Genomic DNA, 19543 nt, shown 5'->3' with positions numbered 1-19543 from the left:
CGCATGCGGACGGGGCGCGGCGGGCACGCGCCGACCGGAGACACTCCGGAAGGCGCGGGCCGGCCCACCGGATCGTCGCTGGATGAAGTGGGCAGGCCGGACGGGCCGTTCGGTCTTTCACGCGTATCACTGGCCGTGATCGTGCTCGCGGTGGCGGGCGTAGTGGCCCTGGCCGTCGTTCACTTGACGATGCTCTTCCTCAACAACGCACCGTCGAACGCTCTTTCTCGACAGCACGCCACGCTCATCAACAAGTACGTCGCCCCCGAATTCACCCAGGAATGGCAGCTGTTCGCCCCCAACCCGCAATCGGCGAACATTCACGTGCAGGCCCGCGCGAAAGTCCTGATGCCCGACCGCGACGGCGGCGCGGGCGCCGTCGTCGAAACCGGATGGACGGACCTCACCGCGCTCGACGAAAAGGGCATCCTGCACAACCCCTTCCCCAGCGAGGCACACCAGAACGAACTCCGTCTCGCCTGGACCAACTACATCTACTCGCTCGACGACGAGGGTCTGCCGACCGGCGAGTTCGGGAGCCTGACGCAGCGGCTCCTGCTGCGCCTCGCCGTCGACCGTCTGGAACCGCGGGTCGACGGCGGCACCATCCGGCTCGTCCAGCTGCGCTCGGCCGTCACACCGGTCGCGGCACCCCGGGGGAGCGGCCTGGAGGTCGACACCCGGACCGCCTACCTGGTCCAGCCGTGGTGGACCGTCGAGGCGGAGGACCTCAAGTGACCACGTACTCGCCCGTCACCACCGGCCGCGCCTCCGAACCACCGCCGCGGCCTGCGCCGACCCCGGCGCCGCGCGGCATCCGCGCCGTTGCCCGGCGGGGGCTCGAGCGCGTCACCGTCGGCGCCGTCGCCCCGTACCAGGCGGCCGTCGTCAGGATCGGCTTCGCGTTCACCTGGCTCGTCCTGCTGCTGCGCGAGTGGGTGTACCGCAACGAGCTCTTCGGCACGGACAGCGCCTGGAGCTGGGGGATGGCCCAGGAGTGGAACACCACCACGCACGCCTTCTCCGTCCTCATGTGGAACGACGGCCGGCTGTGGTTCGAGATCGTCTACGTGGCCGCCATCGCCGCGGCCGTGATGATGCTCCTCGGCTGGCGGACCCGCACCGCCTCGCTGCTCTTCATGCTCGGCGTGCTGGCGCTGCAGAACCGCAGCCCCTTCGTGGGCAACGGCGGCGACAACGTCGTCCACGTCATGGCGATCTACCTGGTGCTCACCCGCTGCGGCCGCGTCTGGTCACTGGACGCCCGGCGCGCGGCGCGCGCCCTGAAGGCCGGCCGGAGCGAGGGCCGGGACACCACCGGCATCGCGTTGTGGGCGTGCGGGACCGCCGTGCTCGCCGTGGTCACCGCACTGGGCCTGCTGAGCGCGGGCTGGGCGCTGCTGCTGTGGGGCTTCGTCCTCGCCCAGTCGGCGTGGTGGTTGGTGCGCCGCTACGCGCCCGGCGAGCCCCGCACCGTGATGGACATGGTCGGGAACGTGGTGCACGCGGGCGCGATGTTCGTGATCGCCGCCCAGGTCTGCCTGATCTACGCGGCCTCCGGCTGGTACAAGATCCAGGGCTCCTTCTGGCAGGACGGCACGGCGCTCCACTACGTCCTGCACCTCGGCAACGTCACCCCGTGGCCCGCCCTGTCCCACGCCGTCGCGAGCAGCGGCGTGATCGTCCTGCTGCTGACGTACGGCACGGTGATCGTCGAGGTCGCCTTCCCCTTCACCCTCTTCAACAGTCGGCTGCGGACCGTGATGGTCCTGATCATGATGTCCATGCACGCGGGCATCGGGATCCTGCTCGGCCTGCCGTACTTCGCCCTGGCGATGGTCGCGGCGGACATGCTCTTCCTGCCGACCGCCTTGCTGCGCAGGCTGGGCGACGGCGTGACGCGCGTGGTCAGGGCCCGCCCGGGACGTCCAGCGAGAACCCCGCCTCGCCCCGGACCCGACCGTTGACCTGGAGCTGCACCAGGTGCTCGCCGGGGTGGTAGCGGCGGGTGGTGATCGGTTTGAAGGAGTGCCGCCGGGTGCCGGAGAGGCTCTCGCCGGGGGCCAGGGCGCGGGTGGTGAGCTTGAAGACCTTCGGGGTGCGGGCGCCGTTCGCCTTGACGTGGTGGATCACGTAGTCGATGACCAGCTCGGCCGGGAGCGGGCCGGTGTGGGTGACCTCGTACCCGAAGACGAGGTACTCGCCGACGGATACCAGCGGGGTGGCGACGACCGGCCCGCGGACGGTGACGGCGACGTCGGGGGAGTGTCCCAGCAGGGCCAGCGCGCCGGGGTGGCCGGCCTTGATCAGGGTGCGCAGCCCGTGTCGTACGACGCGGTCCGTCGTCCCGGCGGGATCCTCCCGCCACGCGGCGGCGGTCTCGACGGCGAGCTCGGGGTGGTCGCGGCTGATGTCGTTGAGGTGGTTGGAGACGGACCGGCGCACGTACGCGGACGGGTCGCGGTGGAGGGCGTCCAGTACGGGGACGGCCGGACGCGGGTCCGCGACGAACGCCGGCAGCTGCGGGGCCCAGGGCAGCCGGGGCCGCGTGCCCTCACTGGCGAGCCGGCGGACGTGCGCGTCGGGGTCGTCCGTCCACGTCCGTACGACGGCCAGCGCGCGGTCGGGGTCGGCGCGCAGGAAGGGCCGCACGGCGGATTCGGCGGTGAGGCGGGGGGTGAGGTCGCGGAGCAGGGCGAGGCCGGGCTCGAAGGCCGCCAGCCCCCGCACGGCGACGGCCTCGTTGACGGGGAAGGTCATCCAGCCCGCGAACCCGGGGTCCTCCAGGGCCGTCCGGACGACGGCCTCGAAGGTGGGCCACTCGTCCGGCAGGTCGGCGAGGACGGCGTCACGCACGGCCGCGACGCGCGCCCCGTAGCCGAGGCCGTCGAGGGCTCCGGCGCAGGTGAGCAGGGCGGGGCTGCGCGGTGCGCGGGCCGCTCGGGCGAGCGTTCGCGCCAGGTTACTGACGGTATCCGCGCTGAGGAGCTCGTCGGCTGTGGGCATGGGGCCATTGTGGCGGTAGGGGCCTTGGTGGCGGCGGCCCGAAAATTTGCACGGGAAAGTTTTGAATGGGGCAAATCGGGCATGGCTGCGGTTTCCGCATTCCGGAAGGTTCGGCTCAGAGCCTTCCGAAGCACGATTAGATGCCTGAGTGAACCTTGTATTGCGGGAGTGTGAACAGTCCAGATCTCGGGATTCCAAGGGATTTAGCCCTGTGAAGTACTGGACTTAAGTCTTCCGAATGAGGAAACCGCAGCGTCTAACGTCCTGACTCATGACACAGCTGGACGTTCGGCCTCGGGTCGGAGACACGGTAAGCGGCGTCGCCGAGGGCGACGTTCGCGGCAAGGGCCTCGGCAAGGGGTCCGTCGGCCTGGTGGGAAGCGCCGTCATCGGCATCTCCACCGTCGCCCCCGTCTACTGCCTGACCTCGACCCTCGGCTCCACCGCCGGTGAGGTCGGCATGCAGATGCCGGCGATCTTCCTCGCCGGTTTCCTGCCGATGCTGCTGGTCGCCTTCGCGTACCGCGAGCTCAACAAGGCCATGCCGGACTGCGGCACCTCCTTCACCTGGACGGTCAAGGCCTTCGGCCCCCGCATCGGCTGGATGTGCGGCTGGGGCCTGGTGATCGCCACGATCATCGTCCTCTCCAACCTCGCCGGCGTCGCCACCTCGTACTTCTGGCTCCTGGCCGGGGAGATCACCGGCAACGAGTCGATCGCTGCCCTGGACGACAACAAGCTCGTCCACATCGTCACCTGCCTCACCCTCATCGCCGCCGCGACCGCCATCAGCTACCGCGGGATGACCGCCACCAAGGGCGTCCAGTACACCCTGGTCGGCCTCCAGCTCGCCGTCCTCGCCATCTTCGTCGCGATGGCCTTCCAGAAGGCCTCGGCCGGCACCTTCGACACCGGCCTGGACTTCTCCTGGTCCTGGATGAACCCCTTCGCGGTCGAGTCCATGGCGGCCTTCACCGCCGGACTCTCGCTCTCGATCTTCATGTACTGGGGCTGGGACGCCTGCCTGGCGACCAACGAGGAGACCACCGGCTCCGCCAAGACCCCGGGCCGCGCCTCGCTCATCGCGATGGTCGTCCTCGTCGGCTCCTACCTGGCCACCGGCGTCGCCGCCCAGATGGCCGTCGGCTCCGGCACCACCGGCCTCGGCCTCGGCAACCCGGACACCTCCGACAACGTCTTCGCCGCCCTCGCCGGCCCCGTCATGGGCCCGATGCTCGGCATCCTGCTCTTCGTCGCGGTCCTGGCCTCGGCGACGGCGTCGCTCCAGACCACCTTCATCCCCGTGGCCCGCACGGTCCTCGCCATGTCCACGTACGAGGCGCTGCCGCCCTCCTACGCCAAGGTCCACGAGCGGTTCAAGACCCCGGGCCGCGCCACCGTCATGGCGGGCATCGCGACCGGCGTCTTCTACACCGTGATGACCCTGGTCAGCGAGAACGTCCTCACCGACACGATCTTCGCGCTCGGCCTGATGATCTGCTTCTACTACTCGCTGACGGCCTTCGCCTGCGCCTGGTACTTCCGCGGCGACCTGCGCCGCTCCGCCCGCGACCTGTTCTTCAAGGGCGTCTTCCCGGTCCTCGGCGGCCTGCTCCTCGCCACGGTCTTCTTCAAGACCCTGATCGACATGTGGAACCCGTCGTACGGATCCGGTTCCACCGTCCTCGGCGTCGGCAGCGTCTTCGTCATCGGCGTCGGACTGCTCGCCCTGGGCCTGGTCATCATGATCGTCACCGAACGCCGCAGCCCCGCCTTCTTCCGCGGCGAGATCCTCACGAAGTCCACCCCGGCCCTGGTGGTCGAGGACTGACCTGCGGCCCGTACCCCCTCCCGCCCGTTCCGTGTCATCCCCACGGCCCCGCACCGGTTCCTCCCCGATGCGGGGCCGCGGGCGTTCGGCGCCCGGCGGCGGGGCGGTGCCCAGGGGCGGGGACTCCCGTTGACGCCGCGGGGGGTTCCGGTCGACGTCGCAGTGACCCGGGGCGCGGCGGGGTCGTTGGGCGGGGCATGAATGCCATGAAGCGCACCCTTACCGCCCTGGTCCTCACCGGCGGCGCCGCCCTCGCACTCACCCCCGTCGCCGCGCACGCCGACGAGTCGCCGGTCGAGGCGCCCCCGATCACACAGCGCGTCACCGACATCGTCGACCACCCGGGACAGGCCGTCCAGGACACCAAGACCGCCGTCGCCGTGACCTCCCAGGCCGCCGGCTCCGCCTCCAAGGCCACCGAGGCCTCCCTCGCCGGCGCGGGCGGCGCCCTGTCCGCAGGCCTCCCCAAGGCCCCGAGCGTGAACTGACCCCGACAGCCCGAGGCGCCGACGCCGACCCGGAGCAAGGCGGCCGGGTCGGCGGCGGGGGGCGGGCGGCTCAGCCCCAGGTGCGCGAGCAGAGCACCAGCCGGTACCCGTCGGGGTCAGCGACCGTGACTCCGTACTCGTCCCAGTACGGGTTGTGGGAGGCCACCCGGGTCCCGCCGCAGTCGATCAGACGCCGCACCAGGGCCTCGTCGGGAGCCTGCCCGAGGTAGACGACGAACAGGTCGTCCACGGTGGGCGCGGGCGCGAGCGGGCTCCGGGGATCCAGGGTCAGCTCGAAGTGCCAGCCGCCCCCGGTCGGCCCGACCATCACCAGATCGTGCTCCCCCGGAACCTGCCCCGAGGTGCGCCAGAGAACGTCGAGCCCGAGCCCGTCGACGTAGAACCGCTCGGCGGCCTCCAGGTCGAGGGACGGCCGCGCGACGCGGATGTGGGTCCGTGAATCGATCATCCCGGGAGGCTACGGCTCCCCCGCCGGAGGCGGTGGAATCGGCCCGGGATGTGTCAGGTGGCCGAGCCCGACGCCACGTGGGACGCGGTCCTCCCCACCGCCGGGAGCTACCCCCGCTCGCCGACGCTGCGCTCGACGCAGAACTCGTTCCCCTCGGGGTCGGCCATGGTCACCCAGCCCGTCCCGTCCGCGTTCCGCCGGTCACCGACGACCGTCGCCCCCAGGGCGGCGATCCGCTCCACCTCCTCGTCCCGGGACCGGTCCTGCGGCTGGAGGTCGAGGTGCACGCGGTTCTTCACCGCCTTGGCATCGGGCACCGTCACGAACAGGAGCGCCGCCCCGTCGGCGGTGACCAACGCCTCGGGATCGCCGGGAAAGTCCTCGTCGGAAATCGCCCCGTCAAGGGCCGCCGCCCAGAACTGCGCCAGGCTGTAGGCGTCGGAACAGTCGATGGTGATGTGTCGCACGAGTGAGGCCATGGGCGGCACTATCGATCACGTCGGCACGGGTGTCCACCGACTTTGGCGGGGGCGGGGGCGGTGTGGCGGGGTCGGGGGCGTCGGGGTGCGGGTGGTCGGGGTTTCGGACGCCGGGTCGGGGTTCCGGTGGGGGCGGGATCTCGTTGATCCGGATCAGGGTGGGTTTGGTGGTTTCCCGCCGGTCTCATCGTCTCCCCGTGCCGTACCGGTCCCTCAAGGGCGCTCCTCCTTCGTCGTCGCGTCGCTTCGCGATGGCCTTCGGCCACCCTTGACCGACCGGCACGTCCCGGAAAGCCGAAGACCGACGGGAACCCCCCAAAAGAACGGTCACGGGTCAGAGGAGCAGGAGCAGCTCCCTCAGTGACGAGACGAGGGACCGTGCGTCGGCCGGCAGGGCATACGGGCACGCCCGGAGGGCCTACGGCCGGGTCACGGGCGAGGCCAAGGGCCCTACCCGCCCGTCAGGACGACGACATCAACCTGGAGTGCAGGGAGGCGGGGACACGCGCCGGTTCGCCGTGTCCCGTCGCTCGGTCAAGCGTCCGACGACCGTCCGTGGCCGGACATAAGCCGCCCCTACCGTCCGTGGTGGCCCACGGCGTGCGCCTGCCACTCGACGACACAAACCAGGCGCCCGTCTGGCGATCTGCTGGTCGGACCACGGCCGGTGGTCAGTCGCCGAGACGGCCTCGGCCATGAACTTGGCTGGTGCGGCTTATGTCCAGCCACGGCCGGTGGTCAGTCGCTGAGCCGAGCGAAGTTCGTAGCGATCCGATGCGCTTTCCCGGCTACCCGCAATCCCGGTTGATGTCGTCGTCCTGACGAGCGGGTAGGGGCCTTTGGTCGTCTGCCGGGTGTGGAGAGGTGCTGTGACGTGCCCGTATGCCCTGTCGGCCGGCGCCCGGCCCCTCGCCTCGTCACTGAGGGACCCGCTCCTGCTCATCCGTCCCCCGTGACCGTTCTTTTGGGGGGTTCCCGTCGGTCTTCGGATTTTCGTGGCGGGTCGGTCGGTCAAGGGTGGCCGAAGGCCATCGCGAAGCGACGCGACCGAAGGGAGCGCCCTTGAGGGACCGGCCCGACGCGGAGAGACGATGAGACCGGCGGGAAACCACCAAACCCTCCCTGATCCGGATCACGGGCACCCCGACCACCCCCGACCCCGCCCAGCAGCACCGACCCTGCCGAGCCCTACCCCCCACCCCCACCCCCACCGCCCGAAAAGCAGGTGCGGGTGGGCTTGGGGGGCGCCTAGCTTGAGGCGGTGAGCAGCGACTATCCATTCGCCGACGGCTACAACCTGGCCTGGGATCTGACCGGCTTCGGTGGCGCCGACGAGGAGCTGGTGGAGTCCGTTTGCCTCTCGCGCGGGCAGTTCCTGGCGATCAGGCACCTCTTCGTGCTGGGTGACGATCCGTGGATGGTCGCGGGTGAGTACCGCGTGGCGCCCGGGATATGGGCGTATGTGCGGCGTGTCGTGCCGGGTGTCCGGTTCGAGCGTGACGCCGACTACTTCCTCGGCGCCCGTCAGGCTCTGCCCGGCGGGCGTTTTTGGCGTCCCGCCTTCGGTGTGTCGCCGCCCGGTCCGGTGCCGCCTCCCTGACCTGACCTGACCTGCGCAACAACCGATCACCGTGCGGTATTTGATGGTCGAGCGACAGCCGGTGCAGCAGCCCTCGACTACCCCTCGTGTTTAAGGTGTCCCCATCCGGTAACACTTGGTAGTGACGTGCACTCAGTACCCGGCGAAAGAGAAGGAGATGACCATGGCTACCGCGCTCATCCTCCTCGCGGTCGTTGCTCTCATCGCGCTCCTGGCGGCTGCTCCTGCCGCGCCCGTGAAGCGCAATCCGCTGCCCCGCAACGCAGGCGCGCGGCGTTTGAATACCGTGCCGGCGCCGCGTCGTGGGTTCCGTCGCAGCGGAAGCTGACGCCAGGCGGGATCACCCCCACTTCGTGCGGCGGGGGCCGGCCCCTCAAAGGGGTCGGCCCCCGCCGTGCGGCCGGTCGGGTACGACCGCGCCGCTACGGCTCGGGTGTCCACACACTGACCTCGTACCGCGTCGCGTGGATCAGGCGCCCGCACGGGTGGTCCACGCGGACGTCCTCGGCGCGGGCGGCGCCGGACCGGGTGAGTGCGTCGAGGTAGGTGCGCAGTTCTGCGGGATCCTCCGTCGAGAAGACGTGGTTCCAGCGGCCCGCCGTGTGCGCGGCGCTCCACGCCTCGGTCCGCCGACGGGCCCGTTCCCTGCGTCTGTGCTGCCCCGGCATGATCCCCCCGGTCGGTGTCGTCGGAGGGCGGGTCCGATTCGTCGCCGGACCCGCCCGGTCACGTCCGAGGCCCGCCCGGTCACGTCCGAGGCCCGCACTGGCGGCCATTGCGGCCCCACTACGGCCGCCCCCCACCAACCCCCGGCGGCTACTTCGGGAGGGCGGGGAGGGACGGGAGCTTGCCCGGCTCGCTCTTCTGGAAGGTGTCGGTGCCGGCCGCGCCCTCCCAGGTGACCTTCAGGGTGCTGGCGTCCACGGAGTCGACCTTGCCCTTCGAGCGTTGGGCGCCGGCCGGGCACTTCAGGTCGATGGTCTTGCCGTTGGTGGTGCCCTCACAGGTGAGGCCGGTGGCGGCCTCGACGACGAACGCGATCTGGCCCTTGACGGTCAGGATGACGCCCTTGCCCGGGTTGGACATGGCGATCCAGCCGCCCTCCAGGCTGCCGCCCTTGGTGTCGCCGCCCGGCGCCGGGGTGCCGGGCGCCGGGGTCGACGAGACGCCGCCGGAGGGCTTGTCGGCGGCCGGGGAGTCCTCGCTGCCGCAGCCGGTAAGGGTCAGGACGGCCACCGCGGCGGTGACGGCGACGGCGGAGAGGCGCAGGTGGTCGAGCACGGGTGAGTCCCCCAGATAAGGCGAGTTGAACGGAGTCGATCGGCGGAACGCGCCAAACTACCAGCCGTTCGGGGGACGGTCGGAACCGCGCCGGGGGCGGCGTGTCACAGGTATGGGGCGAAGCCGTCCAGGGTGCGGAGGATCTCCGCCTCGCGCGCCGACGGGAGTTGGAGGACGACCTCCTCGATGCCCAGCTCGGCGTAGTGGGCCAGCTTGCCCGGGCTGGGCTGGACCGCGTACGGGACCACCTGGAGGGTCTTGGGGTCGCGGCCCGCCGCCTCCCAGGCCTGCCGCAGGACCGGCAGGGACTCGGTCAGGCCGCGGCCGCCGATGGGGAGCCAGCCGTCGGAGTGGTCGACGATCGCCGAGAACAGCTTCGGGCCGGCCGACCCGCCGATCAGGGTCCGAGGCCCGTACAGGGGCTTTCCGGCGCCGAGTTCACGCGGGGCCTGGACCGGCTTGGGGTGGGCGGAGCTCGCCCGGACGGAGCCGTACGGGCCCTCGTGGGCGGTCGGTCGCGGGGCCCACAGGGCGCGCATCAGGGCCATGTGGTCGCGGACGCGTTCGCGGCGGGTGGGCCAGTCGACCCCGTGGTCGGCGGCCTCCTCGACGTTCCAGCCGTAGCCGATGCCCAGGGTGACGCGGCCGCCGCTGAGGTGGTCGAGGGTGGCCACCTGCTTGGCGAGGCCGATCGGGTCGTGTTGGGCGACGAGGGTGATGCCGGTGCCGAGGTGCAGCCGTTCGGTGACGGCCGCGGCCTGGCCGAGGGCGACGAACGGGTCGAGGGTGCGTCCGTACTGCTCGGGCAGGTCGCCGCCCATCGGGGCGGGCGTGGCGCGGCTGACGGGGATGTGGGTGTGCTCGGGGAGGTACAGGCCGGAGAAGCCGCGCTCTTCGAGGGAACGGGCCAGGCGGGTGGGGGAGATGGTCAGGTCGGTGAGGAAGATGGTCGTGGCGATCCGCATGGGCGCGTGCACCTCCGAGACGTGGGAGGGACACGGTAAGGCCTCGCGGACGAGGCCGGCAGGCCCACACGACGGCATGGAGAGGTGGATGGCGTGAAGGACGCGGAGACGATCACGGTGCCGGAGGCGTTGCACGGATACCCGGGGGTGGCGTTCGGCGGCTACGTGGCCGGGCTGCTGGCCGCGCGGATGCCGGCCCCGGCCGGGGGCGGGGCGGTACGGGTGGACTTCCGGCGGCCCGTGCCGACGGGGACGCCCGTGCGGCCCGGGCCGGGTCCCGACGGGGTGTCCCTGCTGGACGGGGACGGGGTGCTGCTCGCCGCCGCCGCGGCGGTCGCGGCGCCGGTCGGGGAGCTTCCCGCGGCGCCCGCCCTGGCGGAGGCCGTGAAGGCCGCCGACGCCTATCGGGCGGACCCGCCGGACGAGCAGGTCGACTGCTTCGGCTGCGGTCTCGGCCGGACCCCGGCGACGGGGCTGCGGCTGCACTGCGGGCGGGTGCCGGGCCGGGACCTCGTCGCCGCGGCCTGGACGCCGGGCCCCGAACTCGTCTCGCCGGACGGGACGTTGCCGACCGAGCTGGTGTGGGGCGCGCTGGACTGCCCGGGCAACGCGGCCGGCCGGCTGCTCGCGGACGGTCCCGGGGGCGCCGTCACGGCCTCGCTGACGGCCCGGCTGCTGCGGCCCGTGCCGGTGACGGGGGAGGGGCTGATCTCGTACGCCTGGCTGCTCGGCGTGGACGGGCGCAAGTGCGAGGTGGGTACCGCCCTGGCCGCCCCGGACGGCGAACCGTACGCGTACGCACGGGCGTTGTGGATCCGCCCCCGCGTGGCGTAGGTCGCCGGAGCAGGACGGGGCGGGGCGGCGCGGGCGGTCGGCGGCGTGCGGCGCCCGACCCGCACCGGGGTAAGGGCGACCCCCGCCCGTGGACCCGTCAGGCGCGCGGGTAGCGGGCCAGCCAGCCCGGGGCGGAGGCCGAGGGGCCGTGGAGGGCCGGGCCCTGGGTCATTTCGAGGGCGAAGTCGTCGGCGAGTTCCAGGATCGTGGCGCGGCCCTCCAGGTCGGCGAGCCAGGCGGGCGGCAGGGCCGTCTCGCCGTGGAGGGCGCCGAGCAGGGCTCCGCACAGGGCGCCGGTGGCGGTGGAGTCGCCGCCGTGGTTGACGGCCAGGCGCAGCCCGTGCGGGACGTCCTCGGCGACGAGGGCGCAGTACACGGCGACGGCGAGGGCGTCCTCGGCGTCACGGCCGTCGCCCGGGGAGAGGGATTCGACGGCCTTGGGGCTCGGTGCCTGGAGGGTGACGGCGGCGACGGCCCGTTGCAGGGCGTCGGTCACCGGCTGGTGCCCGGGGCGGGTGCCGAGCAGGCCGAGGGCCCGCTGGATGGCGGCGTCGAGGGTTTCGCCGCGGGTCAGGCCGTGGACGATGACGGCGAGGGCGCCGGCGGAGAGGTACGCGGTGGGGTGGCCGTGGCTCTGGGTGGCGCATTCGACGGCGAGTTGCAGGACGAGGGCGGGTTCCCAGCCGACGAGCAGGCCGAAGGGGGCGGAGCGGACGGTCGCGGCGGCGTCGCGCGCGGTGGGGTTCTTCGGCTGTTCCAGGGTGCCGAGGACGTCGTCGGCGAAGCCGGTGAGGCAGGCGCGGTCCGGGCCGCGGCGGGCGTAGAGCCATTCCTCGCCGGCGAGCCAGCCGTTGTCCTTGCGCCGTTCGTCCGGGCCCCAGTCGTGCTGGGTGGCGGCCCAGCGCAGGTAGGCGCGGTGGACGTCGGTCGGCGGGTGCCAGCCGCCGGTGTCGCGGCGTACGTGGGCCCGGATCAGGCCGTCGACGGTGAACAGGGTGAGCTGCGTGGAGGCGGTGACGGTGCCTCGGCGGCCGTGGGCGGGGGCCGGTTCGGTCAGGCCGGCCAAGCCGTGGGTCTCGCGGATGCCGCTCAGGGAGAGGCCGGCGACGGGTGCGCCGAGGGCGTCGCCGATGGCGGTGCCGAGGAGGGTGCCGCGCACCCGGCTGCGGAAGTCCTGCTGTTCGGTGCGGCCCCACAGGGCGGTGGCCACCGCGGCGGACGTGGCGGGCCCCGGGCCCGCGGCGACGGGCGGGGTCCCCGCCGATGCGCTTGATGCGCCCGTTGCGCCCGATGAGCCCGGCGCGGTGGACGTCCCCGGCGCGGTGGACGTCCCCGGTGCGCCCGGGGCGCCCGGTGCCGCCTCCGTGCCGTTGTCGGTCGTCGTGGGCTCCGGCGCCGCCCCCGCAGGCGCCGATGCCGCAGTTCTTGACATGGCAGTGTCCATGGTTGTTGCCCCCCAGGCTTTGGCGTGACTGTAGTGGACAGGTTCGGTCAAATCCGGAAGGAGTCCGTCGCGACGCCCTTAAGTGACCGGAGAACGGCCGGAATGCGAACAGTTCCAGCCGTCACCCCATCATCTGGCACGTTTTGCCACTCGCCTTCGGGGCGGCTGTTTCCGGCCACGCCTCGTTCACGCGGCGTTCTCCGACGGCCCACAGCCTCGGGGCATGAAGAAGGCACTCCTCGCCGCGACCGTCGTCGCCTCCGCGCTCACCGCCTCCCTGGTCGTGATCCCCTCCGCCTCGGCCTCCGGCTGGGACCTCCCCTGGAACAACGGCCACCACGGCGGCCGTTCCGACATCCCCTTCACCGAGGCCACCGTCACCGCCTCCGGCAACGGCTCGTTCACCCTGAAGTGGAACGCCAAGGGCACCAAGCGCGTCGAGATCAAGGCGAACGGCAAGGTCGTCGCCAAGGGCGGCGCCCAGGGTCGGGCCGTGGTCGAGGGCCTGCCCGCCGCGGACCGCCAGTGGTTCGACTTCAAGCCGGAGCGCGGCCAGGGCCTGCGCCTCGCCGACCGTCTGATCGCGCTGGAGGGCACCGCCAACTTCCGTGACGCGGGCGGCTACCGCACCACCAACGGCCAGTGGGTCAGGATGGGCGAGATCTACCGCTCCGACGCCCTCAACAAGCTCACCGCCAACGACCTCGCCAAGCTCCAGCGGCTGCGCGTGAAGACCGTCTTCGACCTGCGCATGGAGGACGAGCGCACCAAGGACGCCGACAAGGTCCCGGCCGGCGCCACGTACGTCGTCGCGGACGTCTTCGCCGGCTCCGGCTCCTTCCAGGCCCTGCCCCGGACCCCCGACGAGGCCGTCAAGGCCATGATCGACGCCGAGCGGAACATGGTCGGCGCGGAGGGCGGCAAGAAGGCCTACACCCAGGTCTTCGAGGGCATCCGGAACGACCGCAGCCGCTCCGTCCTCTTCCACTGCACCGCCGGCAAGGACCGTACGGGCTGGGCGAACGCCGCGCTGCTGACCGCCCTCGGCGTCCCCCGCGCGACCGTCGAGGCCGACTACCTGGCCAGCAACGACTACCGCAAGGCCGCCAACGACGCGATCCTCTCCCACCTGCCGCCCCAGCAGGCCGCCGTCTACAAGCCGCTCCTCGACGTCCGCCCCGAGTACCTGAACGCGGGCTACGACGAGGTCAAGGCGAAGTACGGCACCTTCGACCGCTACCTGAAGGACGGCCTCGGCATCGACTCCCGCGAGCTCCGTGAGCTCCGCGAGGACCTTCTCATCGGCTGATCCCGCCCGGCGGGCACGCGAACGGAGCCCGGCCGGCCACGGCCGGGCTCCTTCACGCGTACGACCGGTCAGCCCGTACGACCGGTCAGCCCGTACGACCGCTCAGCCCGTACGACCTGTCAGTCCAGTACCGGCAGCAGGTCCGGCAGGTGGCCGTCCGAGGCGCGGGCCGCGTCCTGCCGCTCCTGCGGCACCTCCCCGTAGAGGGTCGTACGGGCCTTCGCCGGCCGGCCCGCCGCCTCCGCGACGGCGATCAGGTCCCGGACCGACTTGTACGAGCCGTAACCGGATCCGGCCATCCGGGAGATGGTCTCCTCCATCAGCGTCCCGCCCAGGTCGTTGGCGCCGGAGCGGAGCATCTCGGCCGCGCCGTCCGCGCCCAGCTTCACCCAACTCGTCTGGATGTTGGTGATGTGCGGGTGGAGCAGCAGCCGGGCCATCGCCGTGACCGCCCGGTTGTCGCGGACGGTCGGGCCGGGCCGGGCGATGCCGGCCAGGTAGACGGGTGCGTTGGTGTGGATGAAGGGCAGCGTCACGAACTCGGTGAAGCCCTCCACGCCCTTGGACAGGGCCGCCTGCTGGATCCGCACCAGCGTCCGGAAGTGGCCGAGCCAGTGCCGGGGCTGGTCGACGTGGCCGTACATCATCGTGGAGGAGGAGCGGATGCCCAGCTCGTGCGCCGTGGAGATGACGTCGATCCAGTCGGCCGTCGGCAGCTTGCCCTTGGTGAGGACCCAGCGGACCTCGTCGTCCAGGATCTCCGCCGCCGTGCCCGGGATGGAGTCCAGCCCGGCCTCCTTGGCGGCCGTCAGCCAGTCCCGTACGGACATGCCCGTGCGGGTGGCGCCGTTCTCCACCTCCATCGGGGAGAAGGCGTGCACGTGCATGCCGGGGACGCGTTCCTTCACCGCGCGCGCGATGTCGAAGTAGGCGGTACCGGGCAGGTCGGGGTGGATGCCGCCCTGCATGCACACCTCGACCGCGCCCACGTCCCACGCCTGGGCGGCGCGGTCGGCGACCTGGTCCAGGGACAGGGTGTAGGCGTCGGCGTCCGTGCGGCGCTGCGCGAAGGCGCAGAAACGGCAGCCGGTGTAACAGACGTTGGTGAAGTTGATGTTCCGGGTGACGACGTACGTGACCTCCTCGCCCACCACCGACTTGCGCAGGTCGTCCGCGACCCGGCACAGGGCGTCCAGGGCGGGGCCGTCCGCGTGCAGCAGGGCCAGGGCCTGCGCGTCGGTCAGCGCGGTGGGGTCGTCGGCGGCCTGCGCGAGCGCGGCCCGTACGTCGGTGTCGATGCGCTCGGGCACCATGCCGGGGGCGGCGGCCTCGCGCAGCGCGTCCCAGTCGCCGTAGACGTGGTCGAAGTCCTCGCGGCGGTCGCCGGTGCGGCCCTCGGTGTCGATGGTGGCGTGCAGGTCGGTGCGCCCGTACGCGGCGAAGCCCTCGTCGGGCTCCTGCCAGGGGCGCCCCTCGACCTTCGCGGACTCGTTCGCCATGCCCGTGTCCGGATCGGCCAGGGCGCGGACGTGCGGCAGCAGCCGGGGGTCCAGCCAGGGCTCGCCGCGCCGCAGGAACTCCGGGTAGATGGTGAGGCGTTCGCGGAGCTCGAAGCCGGCGGCGGCCGTCCGGGCGGCCAGTTCCTCGATGTGCGGCCAGGGCCGCTCGGGGTTCACGTGGTCGGGGGTCAGGGGGGACACCCCGCCCCAGTCGTCGATGCCCGCGCCGATGAGCAGCGCGTACTCGGCGTCCACCAGGTTCGGCGGGGCCTGGATGCGGGCGCCGGGGCCCAGGATGTGCCGGGCGACGGCGATGGCGGCGGCCAGCTCCTCCAGCTCCGCGTCGGGCATGCCGCGCATCGCGGTGTCCGGCTTGGCGCGGAAGTTCTGGACGATGACCTCCTGGAGGCCCTGGTAGCTGCGCTGGATCCGGCGCAGCTCGAAGAAGGCCTCGGCACGCTCCTCGTACGTCTCCCCGATGCCGATCAGGACACCGGTGGTGAAGGGGACGTTGGAGCGGCCGGCGTCCTCAAGGACCCGCAGCCGCACGGCCGGGTCCTTGTCGGGGGAGCCGTGGTGCGGGCCGCCGGGCTCGGACCACAGCCGACCGGCGGTGGTCTCCAGCATCATGCCCATCGACGGGGCGACGGGCTTGAGGCGCTGGAGCTCGGACCAGGTCATGACGCCGGGATTGAGGTGGGGCAGCAGGCCCGTCTCCTCCAGGACCCGGATCGCCATCGCGCGCACGTAGGCGAGGGTGTCGTCGTAGCCGTGCGCGTCGAGCCACTCGCGGGCCTCGGGCCAGCGGTCCTCGGGGCGGTCGCCGAGCGTGAAGAGGGCTTCCTTGCAGCCCATCGCCGCGCCTTGGCGGGCGATGTCGAGGACCTCGTCGGGCGACAGGTACATGCCGTGGCCGGCGCGGCGGAGCTTGCCGGGCACGGTGACGAAGGTGCAGTAGTGGCACTTGTCGCGGCAGAGGCGGGTGAGGGGGATGAACACCTTGCGCGAGTACGTGATGACGCCGGGCCGGCCGGCGGCCGCGAGCCCGGCGTCCCGGACCCGGGCGGCGGAGCCGGCGAGGTCCTTCAGGGCCTCGCCGCGCGCCCGCAGGAGTACGGCTGCCTCGGTCGCGTCCAGCGCGACGCCGTCGCGGGCCCGCCGCAGCGCGCGCCGCATCGCGTTGTCGGTCGGAGCGTCACTCGGAGTGGTCATGGGGCGAGCATACGATCCGGTGGTAGATGCACGAAGGGCGTCATCGCATCAGTTCACCGGCGTTGACCAGCAGTGACTGGCCGGTTATCGCCCGGGCCCGGTCGGAGGCCAGGAACGCGGCGGCGTCGGCGACGTCCCCGTCGGTGGCCAGGTCGGGCAGCGCCATCCGCTCGGTGAGCCGCGCGTGGACCTCGGCCTCGGGAACCCCTTCGGTGTGGGCGGTGAAGGTGACGAACGCCTGGACGGGCGGTCCCCACATCCAGCCGGGAAGTACGGTGTTGACCCGGATCCGGTGCGGGCCGAGCTCGCGGGCCATCGAGTACATCGCGGAGGTCAGCGCGCCCTTGGACGCGGCGTACGCGGCCTGCTGCACCTCGTTGGGCGCGGCGACGGCGGACTGGGTGCCGATGATGACGACGGAACCGCCGTTCTCCTTCAGCGCGGGCAGGCAGGCCCGGGTCATCCGCAGGGTGCCGAGGAGGTTCACGTCGAGGATCTGCTGCCAGGTGCCGAAGTCGGCGTCCGCCAGGCCCCCGAAGTACGAGTCCCAGGCGGCGACGTGCACCACGGCGTCCACGCCGCCGAAGCGCCGGCGGGCCAGCGCGACGAGCGCCTCGCACTGCGCCTCGTCGGTGATGTCGGTGGGCAGGAGGGCGGTGTGCCGTCCGTCGGGGTCGATCTCGGCTGCGGACTTGGCCAGGTTCGCCTCGGTCCTCGCTCCCAGCACGGCGTTCCCGCCGTCGCGCACGACGGCCGCGGCCACTTGGTGGCCGAGCCCGGCCCCGACGCCGGAGACGATGACGGTCTTCCCTCGCAACAGCATGGCGGCGCTCCCTGACGGCTCGATCTGACGGGCCGTCAGGGTAGGGTGCGGGGGCGTGGATGGGAAGGTGCGCCGACGCGGGGCGCCGGCGGTCCGGGGGCGCCGCCCGTACCGGCCGTCGGCCGCGGCCCGGCAAGCGGGTCAAAGGGGCTCCAGCCGTGCCGGAACGGGGCATCGGGGCGTTACCGGCAGGGATGGTGCGTCCCGCAGGGCCGGCCGGGCGGCTCAGGGCGGCTCGCTCTGGACGTCCTGGGCCACAGGGCGGTGAAGGTGAGACGAATGGTGCGTCATATCTACCGGGGTGACGGCGAGTCGCGTCGGAATACCTGATAGACAGAAGAATCACGGCTCGACCGGCCGCTACCCATGGCCGGCCGTCTTGGGGGGATCGCCGCACTGTGAAGCCGCTTCACCGTCATGTAGTCAACACCTCGCGCAAGGTCCTGTGCACGGCCGCCCTCGCGGCCAGCCTGACCACCGCCGCGGTCGTGACCAATCCGTCGACCGCAGGCGCGGGGGAGTCCGAACCGACGCCGGACAGCCCGCAGGCCACCGATCGTGGTGACGCGCGGCTCGACCTGCCGCCCGCCCTCGCCGATCCGACGCCGCCGCCCGGGGCGAACGCTCCCGAGGGGGCCGGCGGCATACCCGCGACCGCCCTCGACGCCTACCAGCGCGCCGCGGTGTCGGTCGGCGCCGCCCTGCCCAACTGCAAGCTGCCGTGGGAACTGCTCGCGGGCATCGGCCGCATCGAGTCCGTGCACGCCTCCGGCTACGGGCTCAAGTCCGACGGGTCCACGGAGAAGCCGATCCGCGGCCCGCGCCTCGACGGCAACGGCTTCGCGTCGATCAGGGACACCGATCAGGGCGAGTGGGACGCGGACACCGAGTACGACCGCGCCTTCGGCCCGATGCAGTTCATCCCGTCCACCTGGAAGGACTGGAAGGCCGACGGCAACGCCGACGGCAAGCGCGACGCGAACAACATCTACGACGCGGCGCTGGGCGCGGGCCTCTACCTGTGCGCGGGCGACCGGGACCTCTCGGACCCGGCCAAGCTCGACAAGGCGATCCTCAGCTACAACAACTCCCGCGAGTACGTGAACAACGTCCTCGGCTACATGCGGCAGTACCAGAACGGCGCCGCCGGGGTACCGAACCCGCCCGCCGGGAACTACCCGACCCTGCCGGTGACGGGCACGCTGCCCACCCCGCGGCCCACGTTCCCGACGACGCCGACGACCCCCACCGGGCCCACGACGCCGACCACGCCCACGACGCCCACGACTCCGACGAAGCCCACCGAGCCGACGAAGCCGACCGAGCCGACGAAGCCGACCGAACCGACGAAGCCGACCCCGGCGCCGGCCACGCTCGCCAAGCTGGAGAAGGCGGGCGAGGCGAAGCTGGAGGCCGAGACCGGGAGCGTCTTCGGCGAGGGCACCCGGTTCAAGGCGCTGCTCGGTGACGGCAAGCCGGCCGTGGGCCAGGCCGTCGTCATCGCCGTCGAGGCGGACACCACCGGCGGCACCCGCTTCTCCCCGCTGAACGAGTCCAGCGTGGTCGTCCGCACGGACGACCAGGGCATCGCCACCGCCCCGAAGCTGACGGCGGGTCCGAAGGCGGGCACCTTCACCCTCCGCGTGACGGCCTACGACGCCAAGACCCAGCTGACCCTGGCCCTGGACGGCAAGGTCACCGCCAAGCCCCTCGTGCTGTCCCGCGTCGGCGGCACGGCCCCGGTCCAGGTCGTGACCGGCACCGCCGTGAAGGGCGTGCAGTTCCTCACCACCGTCGGGGACAAGCCCGTCGCCGGTACGCAGCTCACCGCGGGCCTGGTCACGAAGGAAGCGGGCGTCTGGGTCCCGGTCGACCCGGAGAAGGCGACGGGCCCGTACTTCGCGGGCGAGGCCGGCAAGAAGCTGTTCACCCTGGAGCTGCCCAGGACCGGCGCCGACGGCAAGACCGTCCTGCCGGACCTCGTCACCACGGACGTGGCCCCGGGCACCTACCACCTGCGCCTGATCACCCCCGAGAAGACCTTCCTGATCCTGGAGATCAAGATCGTCGCCAAGGCGGAGACCACACCGCAGACCCCGCCGCAGACCCCGCCGGCGACGGGCACCAACCCCGCCCCGGTGACCTCCGGCACGGCCCCCAAGGCCTGATCCGGGCGCGCCCGAACGCACAGAAGGCCGCCGGCCGGTCACCGTGGGAACGGTGACCGGCCGGCGGCCTTTCGCCCCGCCCCGTCGGCCGGGGCAAAGGCAGGAGCCCCGCCACCTCCGCTCGCACGGAGGAGG

18 protein-coding genes are annotated in these 19543 nt (G+C 72.4%); 9 read left to right on the top strand and 9 right to left on the bottom strand.

Going from position 1 to position 19543, the window contains the following annotated elements; all coding sequences use genetic code 11:
- Positions 1-150: 150 nt before the first annotated feature.
- Together ACFY0I_RS16460 and ACFY0I_RS16455 are read left to right on the top strand one after the other, a co-directional pair.
- On the top strand, positions 151-738 hold the full coding sequence (locus ACFY0I_RS16460) for a DUF5819 family protein (protein ID WP_388895563.1): 588 nt from the start codon (positions 151-153) through the stop codon (positions 736-738).
- The gene (locus ACFY0I_RS16455; protein WP_388895560.1) at positions 735-1967 is read left to right on the top strand and encodes an HTTM domain-containing protein; all 1233 of its coding nucleotides are present in this window, start codon (positions 735-737) and stop codon (positions 1965-1967) included. The genes ACFY0I_RS16460 and ACFY0I_RS16455 overlap by 4 nt, the downstream gene beginning before the upstream one ends.
- Here ACFY0I_RS16455 and ACFY0I_RS16450 read toward each other — a convergent pair.
- Positions 1909-3006 carry a DNA alkylation repair protein gene (locus tag ACFY0I_RS16450; RefSeq protein ID WP_388895557.1) on the bottom strand — a complete coding sequence of 366 codons (1098 nt, stop codon included), beginning with the start codon at positions 3004-3006 and terminating at the stop codon, positions 1909-1911. The two genes, ACFY0I_RS16455 and ACFY0I_RS16450, sit on opposite strands and share 59 nt — an antisense overlap.
- Positions 3007-3277: 271 nt before the next feature.
- On the opposite strand from ACFY0I_RS16450, the gene ACFY0I_RS16445 reads away from it, so the two are divergent.
- Positions 3278-4837 carry an APC family permease gene (locus ACFY0I_RS16445; RefSeq protein ID WP_388895555.1) on the top strand — a complete coding sequence of 520 codons (1560 nt, stop codon included), beginning with the start codon at positions 3278-3280 and terminating at the stop codon, positions 4835-4837.
- Positions 4838-5043: 206 nt separating this feature from the next.
- Complete coding sequence (locus tag ACFY0I_RS16440) at positions 5044-5325, top strand: hypothetical protein (RefSeq protein WP_388895552.1); 282 nt, start codon at positions 5044-5046, stop codon at positions 5323-5325.
- Positions 5326-5395: 70 nt separating this feature from the next.
- On the opposite strand, the gene ACFY0I_RS16435 is transcribed toward ACFY0I_RS16440, so the two are convergent.
- Both ACFY0I_RS16435 and ACFY0I_RS16430 read right to left on the bottom strand, forming a co-directional pair.
- Entirely contained in the window at positions 5396-5794 is a 399-nt protein-coding gene (locus tag ACFY0I_RS16435; RefSeq protein WP_388895550.1) for a VOC family protein, read from the bottom strand.
- Between the two features lie 107 nt (positions 5795-5901).
- A complete protein-coding gene (locus ACFY0I_RS16430; protein ID WP_388895547.1) occupies positions 5902-6273 on the bottom strand; it encodes a VOC family protein in 372 nt (123 codons plus the stop codon).
- A gap of 1261 nt (positions 6274-7534) precedes the next feature.
- Between ACFY0I_RS16430 and ACFY0I_RS16425 the strand changes: the two genes are divergently transcribed.
- Positions 7535-7873 carry a hypothetical protein gene (locus ACFY0I_RS16425; RefSeq protein WP_388895544.1) on the top strand — a complete coding sequence of 113 codons (339 nt, stop codon included), beginning with the start codon at positions 7535-7537 and terminating at the stop codon, positions 7871-7873.
- A 163-nt stretch (positions 7874-8036) separates the two neighbouring features.
- On the top strand, positions 8037-8201 hold the full coding sequence (locus ACFY0I_RS16420) for a hypothetical protein (RefSeq protein WP_388895541.1): 165 nt from the start codon (positions 8037-8039) through the stop codon (positions 8199-8201).
- 94 nt (positions 8202-8295) lie between these two features.
- On the opposite strand, the gene ACFY0I_RS16415 is transcribed toward ACFY0I_RS16420, so the two are convergent.
- From ACFY0I_RS16415 to ACFY0I_RS16405, 3 genes are all read right to left on the bottom strand, one after another.
- Positions 8296-8541: a hypothetical protein gene (locus ACFY0I_RS16415; RefSeq protein ID WP_388895538.1), complete on the bottom strand. Its 246-nt coding sequence runs from the start codon at positions 8539-8541 to the stop codon at positions 8296-8298.
- A 148-nt stretch (positions 8542-8689) separates the two neighbouring features.
- Positions 8690-9154 (bottom strand): hypothetical protein, encoded by a 465-nt coding sequence (locus tag ACFY0I_RS16410; RefSeq protein WP_388895535.1) that lies wholly within the window; start codon positions 9152-9154, stop codon positions 8690-8692.
- A 104-nt stretch (positions 9155-9258) separates the two neighbouring features.
- Positions 9259-10119: a TIGR03619 family F420-dependent LLM class oxidoreductase gene (locus ACFY0I_RS16405; protein WP_388895532.1), complete on the bottom strand. Its 861-nt coding sequence runs from the start codon at positions 10117-10119 to the stop codon at positions 9259-9261.
- 93 nt (positions 10120-10212) lie between these two features.
- On the opposite strand from ACFY0I_RS16405, the gene ACFY0I_RS16400 reads away from it, so the two are divergent.
- Entirely contained in the window at positions 10213-10953 is a 741-nt protein-coding gene (locus ACFY0I_RS16400) for a hypothetical protein (protein ID WP_388895529.1), read from the top strand.
- Between the two features lie 97 nt (positions 10954-11050).
- On the opposite strand, the gene ACFY0I_RS16395 is transcribed toward ACFY0I_RS16400, so the two are convergent.
- Positions 11051-12163 (bottom strand): ADP-ribosylglycohydrolase family protein, encoded by a 1113-nt coding sequence (locus ACFY0I_RS16395; protein ID WP_388895526.1) that lies wholly within the window; start codon positions 12161-12163, stop codon positions 11051-11053.
- Positions 12164-12620: 457 nt separating this feature from the next.
- Here ACFY0I_RS16395 and ACFY0I_RS16390 point away from each other — a divergent pair, with 457 nt between their 5' ends.
- On the top strand, positions 12621-13706 hold the full coding sequence (locus tag ACFY0I_RS16390) for a tyrosine-protein phosphatase (RefSeq protein ID WP_388895524.1): 1086 nt from the start codon (positions 12621-12623) through the stop codon (positions 13704-13706).
- 119 nt (positions 13707-13825) lie between these two features.
- Here ACFY0I_RS16390 and ACFY0I_RS16385 read toward each other — a convergent pair whose 3' ends face one another.
- Positions 13826-16417, bottom strand: a complete 2592-nt coding sequence (locus ACFY0I_RS16385) for a bifunctional FO biosynthesis protein CofGH (RefSeq protein ID WP_388895521.1) — start codon at positions 16415-16417, stop codon at positions 13826-13828.
- Between the two features lie 40 nt (positions 16418-16457).
- Positions 16458-17240, bottom strand: a complete 783-nt coding sequence (locus tag ACFY0I_RS16380) for an SDR family oxidoreductase (RefSeq protein ID WP_388895518.1) — start codon at positions 17238-17240, stop codon at positions 16458-16460.
- Positions 17241-17638: 398 nt separating this feature from the next.
- Here ACFY0I_RS16380 and ACFY0I_RS16375 point away from each other — a divergent pair, with 398 nt between their 5' ends.
- A complete protein-coding gene (locus tag ACFY0I_RS16375) occupies positions 17639-19408 on the top strand; it encodes a lytic transglycosylase domain-containing protein (RefSeq protein ID WP_388895515.1) in 1770 nt (589 codons plus the stop codon).
- Positions 19409-19543: the final 135 nt, after the last annotated feature.

The sequence above is a fragment of the Streptomyces sp. NPDC001568 genome (assembly GCF_042893755.1).
In the GTDB taxonomy this organism is placed as follows: Bacteria; Actinomycetota; Actinomycetes; order Streptomycetales; family Streptomycetaceae; genus Streptomyces.
The sequence above is the reverse complement of the archived record's forward strand: the minus strand, read 5'-3'. Positions and strand labels throughout refer to the sequence as shown.